Genomic DNA, 3,624 nt, shown 5'->3' with positions numbered 1-3,624 from the left:
CCTGGCCCGATCAGGACCCGCGCCGCCAGCGGCATCGATCGCTTCGACGAGTTGATGGACATCGCCGCGAAGCGCGCCCCGAGCCACATGCTGGCCACCATCGAGGATGTCGGCATGGCGACCGCCTTCCTCGCTTCCGACTACGCGAAGCTCATCACCGGCCAGACGATGCACATCGACGGCGGCTACCACGTCGTCGGCTGAAGCGACTTCCCGCCAGGCGCGGAACTTACAGGGCCAGCAGCTGGCGGGTATGGCGGGCGATCATCAGCTCTTCGTTGGTCGGCACCACCCACGCCGAGGTCCGGCTGCCGGCGCTGCTGATGCGCGGGCCGGCCAGTTCGTTGGCCACCTCGTCGATCTCGATGCCGAGCCAGCGCGCCTTCTCGCAAACGAGTTGCCGGATACGCGCGCTGTTTTCGCCAATCCCGGCGGTGAATACCAGCGCATCAAGGCCGCCGAGCACGGCGGCGAGCGCGCCGAGTTCACGGCTGATGCGGTACACGAAGTGGTCGATCGCCAGCCGGGCGCGCGGTTCCTCGCTGGCCAGCAGCACCCGCATGTCGTTGCCGATGCCGGAGAGGCCGAGCAGGCCGGAGCGCTTGTAGAGCAGATCCTCGATCTGCTTGGCGCTCATTCCCTCCTGCTGCAGCAGGTAGAGGACGATGCCAGGATCCATGTTTCCCGGGCGGGTCCCCATCAGCAGGCCGTCGAGCGCGGTAAAGCCCATCGAGCTGCCGACGCTGCGGCCCGCGTGCATCGCGCACATGCTGGCGCCGCTACCGAGGTGGGCGACGACCACCCGCCCGCCCGCCACGGCTGGCGCGACACCTGGCAGGGCGGCGGCGATGTACTCGTACGAGAGTCCGTGGAAGCCGTAGCGGCGCACGCCCCGCTCGAAATATTCGTAAGGCAGACCGTAGAACTGCGCGACCCGCTCCTGCGTCTGATGGAAGGCGGTATCGAAACAGGCGACCTGCGGCAGCTCCGGTTGCACCTCCTGCACCGCACGGATTGCCGCCAGGTTGTGCGGCTGATGCAGTGGCGCCAGGGGTATGAAGTCCTCGAGGCGGAGCATCGCCTCCGGCGTCACCAGCAGGGGGGCAGCATAGTCCGGGCCGCCATGCACGACGCGGTGACCGACACCAGCCAGCACGCTGCCCTGGAAACGCGAGCGCAACAGTCCTGCGATCCGCTGCAGTGCCTGCGCATGGCCGCTGACCTCGCTCTTATCCCACTGCTCGTCGGCAATCCGCTCGCCGGCACCATCCTTGACCTTGAGACGCGGCGCGGTACCGAGCCCCTCGATCTGGCCGACCGCGACGGCGCGCATCTCCCCCGCCGCAGGCACTGCAAACAGCGAGAACTTGAGGCTCGACGAGCCGGCATTGAGGACCAGAATCAGCTTTTCCATTTCACGCCCCTGCCTTGATCGGGGATTGGGCCGCCGCGGCGGTGGCCATCAGGACGGCGACCGCACACGAGGCGAGCTTGGTGCGCCGGTTGTCGGCGCGGCTGGTGAGGATGATCGGCACCCGCGCACCGAGGACAACGCCGGCGCCATCGGCATTGCTCATGAAAGTCAGTTGCTTGGCAAGGATGTTGCCAGCGGCGAGGTCGGGAACAACGACGATATCCGGATCACCGGCGACCGCCGAGTCGATCTTCTTGATGCGTGCCGCCTCCTTGCTGATCGCGTTGTCGAGGGCCAGCGGGCCATCGAGGATCGCGCCGGTGATCTGGCCACGGTCTGCCATCTTGCACAGCGAGGCGGCGTCGGTGGTGCAGACCATGCGCGAATTGATCGACTCGACGGCGCAGATGATCGCCACTTTCGGTCGTTCGATGCCCAGCACGTGTGCCAGATCGATCGCGTTCTGACAGATGTCGCGCTTGGTGTCGAGGTCGGGGGCGATGTTGATCGCGGCGTCGGTCACGATCAGCGGCTTGTGATAGGTCGGCACGTCCATCAGGAAGGCGTGCGTGATCCGCCGCTCGGTGCGCAGCCCGGTGTCACGGCTGACGACTTCGGCCATCAGTTCGTCGGTGTGCAGGCTGCCCTTCATCAACGCCGTCGCCTTGCCCAGGCGAACCAGTTCGACGGCCCGGAAAGCGGCGGCATGACTGTGCGGCACGTCCTCGATCTGTACGCCGGCGAGGTCGAGGCCAGCCTGTTCGGCGACTGACTGCAGCCTGGCCAGCGGTCCGACCAGGATCGGCTCGATCAGCCCTTCGCGCCTCGCCTGCAGGGCAGCGCCAAGCGACGACTCGTCGCAGGGATGCGCCACCGCTACCGGCACCGGCGGCAGTTGCTGGCAGCGTTCGACGAAGCGGGCGAAGTTGTCGTGACTCTGGATCGCCACCTTGGCCGCCTCCGGCCGTTCCATCGTGATCTTGACCTGTGGCGCGATGACTCGTGCCGTGCCGGTCATGATCGTCTCGCCGCGGGCATTGACGCCGCGGCAGTCGAAAGTGACCCGGTGGCTTGCCACATCCTTGGCGGTGGCGGTGATCGAGATCGTGACCTTGTCGCCGATCGGCACCGGTGCCAGGAACTCCAGATCCTGCCCCGAGTGTACCGTTCCCGGACCGGGAAGCTGGTTGCCGAGCAGTCCTGAAACCTGGGCGCCGAGCCACATGCTCTGTGCGCCGAGGTCGGACGGACCAAGCTGTCTGTCAAGTTCGCTGTCGAGCTGGGTCGGACTGATGTCGCCCGAAACAGCCGCGAAGAGCTGCACGTCACGCAAGGTCAGGGTATGGGTGATGCTTGCGCTGTCGCCGATGCTGATTTCGGCGAAGCAACGATTCTGGAGGGTTTCTGATCTCATGATCTGCTCACTGGGATGATGGTGATGGTTCTTGACCGGCCACGGATCGCTCGTCGCACGTGCCGCGCATCATTATAGCGTCGCCTGTGTCGTCGGAACCGGCAAATAGCCCTACCTAAAACGGGCATCCCGTGACCGGGCGGGGTGGCTCCCGACCCGGCAGGTTTTGGCTTATCATGGCTTGCTTGTCCAAGCAGCTTGACCCTTCCCTGATAACAACCATTCACAGGTGACCACATGCACAAGACCGTCTTTTCGCAAGTTGCTCAAGCATCCCGGCTGTTCCTGCTTGCCGTCATCGCAGCCCTGGTGGGCTCGGCAAACGCCATCGCGGCGGACCGTGCAGCGCTCGAACGGGATGCGCACAGTGCCTATCAGAAGCTGATCACCCGCGTCAGTGGGGCAAAAGCCTTGTCCAGGGATGCGGTCGCCGTCCTCGTGTTTCCAAAGATCACCAAGGCCGGTCTCGTCGTCGGCGGCCAGTACGGAGACGGCGTGCTCTTCAGGGGCGGTCAGGCCGCCGGCTACTACAACACCGCCGGCGCTTCGTACGGACTGCAGGCCGGTGCCCAGCAATTCGGTTATGCCATGTTCTTCATGAATGAGAAGTCATTGAATGCTCTGAATCAGAATGATGGCTTCGAAGTCGGTGTTGGTCCCAGCGTGGTAGTGGTGGACCAGGGCATGGGCAAGTCGCTGACCACGACGACCGCCAAGGACGACATCTACGCCTTCATCTTCAGCCAGAAGGGCCTGATGGCCGGCATTGGCCTGCAGGGCAACAAGATCACCCGGC

4 protein-coding genes are annotated in these 3,624 nt (G+C 65.0%); 2 read left to right on the top strand and 2 right to left on the bottom strand.

All coding sequences use genetic code 11. The features are described 5' to 3' along the window. Positions 1-204, top strand: a 204-nt coding sequence (locus V5B39_RS22045; RefSeq protein WP_332344954.1) for an SDR family oxidoreductase, incomplete at its 5' end; no start/stop codon positions are given. Between the two features lie 25 nt (positions 205-229). Here the strand turns inward: V5B39_RS22045 and V5B39_RS22040 are convergent. Then, complete coding sequence (locus tag V5B39_RS22040) at positions 230-1,414, bottom strand: acetate/propionate family kinase (protein ID WP_332344953.1); 1,185 nt, start codon at positions 1,412-1,414, stop codon at positions 230-232. 1 nt (position 1,415) lies between these two features. Beyond that, a complete protein-coding gene (locus tag V5B39_RS22035) occupies positions 1,416-2,828 on the bottom strand; it encodes a bifunctional enoyl-CoA hydratase/phosphate acetyltransferase (protein ID WP_332344952.1) in 1,413 nt (470 codons plus the stop codon). Between the two features lie 237 nt (positions 2,829-3,065). On the opposite strand from V5B39_RS22035, the gene V5B39_RS22030 reads away from it, so the two are divergent. Further along, positions 3,066-3,624 (top strand): lipid-binding SYLF domain-containing protein (locus tag V5B39_RS22030; protein WP_332344951.1); only part of this gene is annotated, 559 nt, incomplete at its 3' end.

Origin of the sequence: Accumulibacter sp., from assembly GCF_036625275.1 — a bacterium.
In the GTDB taxonomy this organism is placed as follows: Bacteria; Pseudomonadota; Gammaproteobacteria; order Burkholderiales; family Rhodocyclaceae; genus Accumulibacter.
This window is presented reverse-complemented; position numbering and strand designations above follow the sequence as displayed.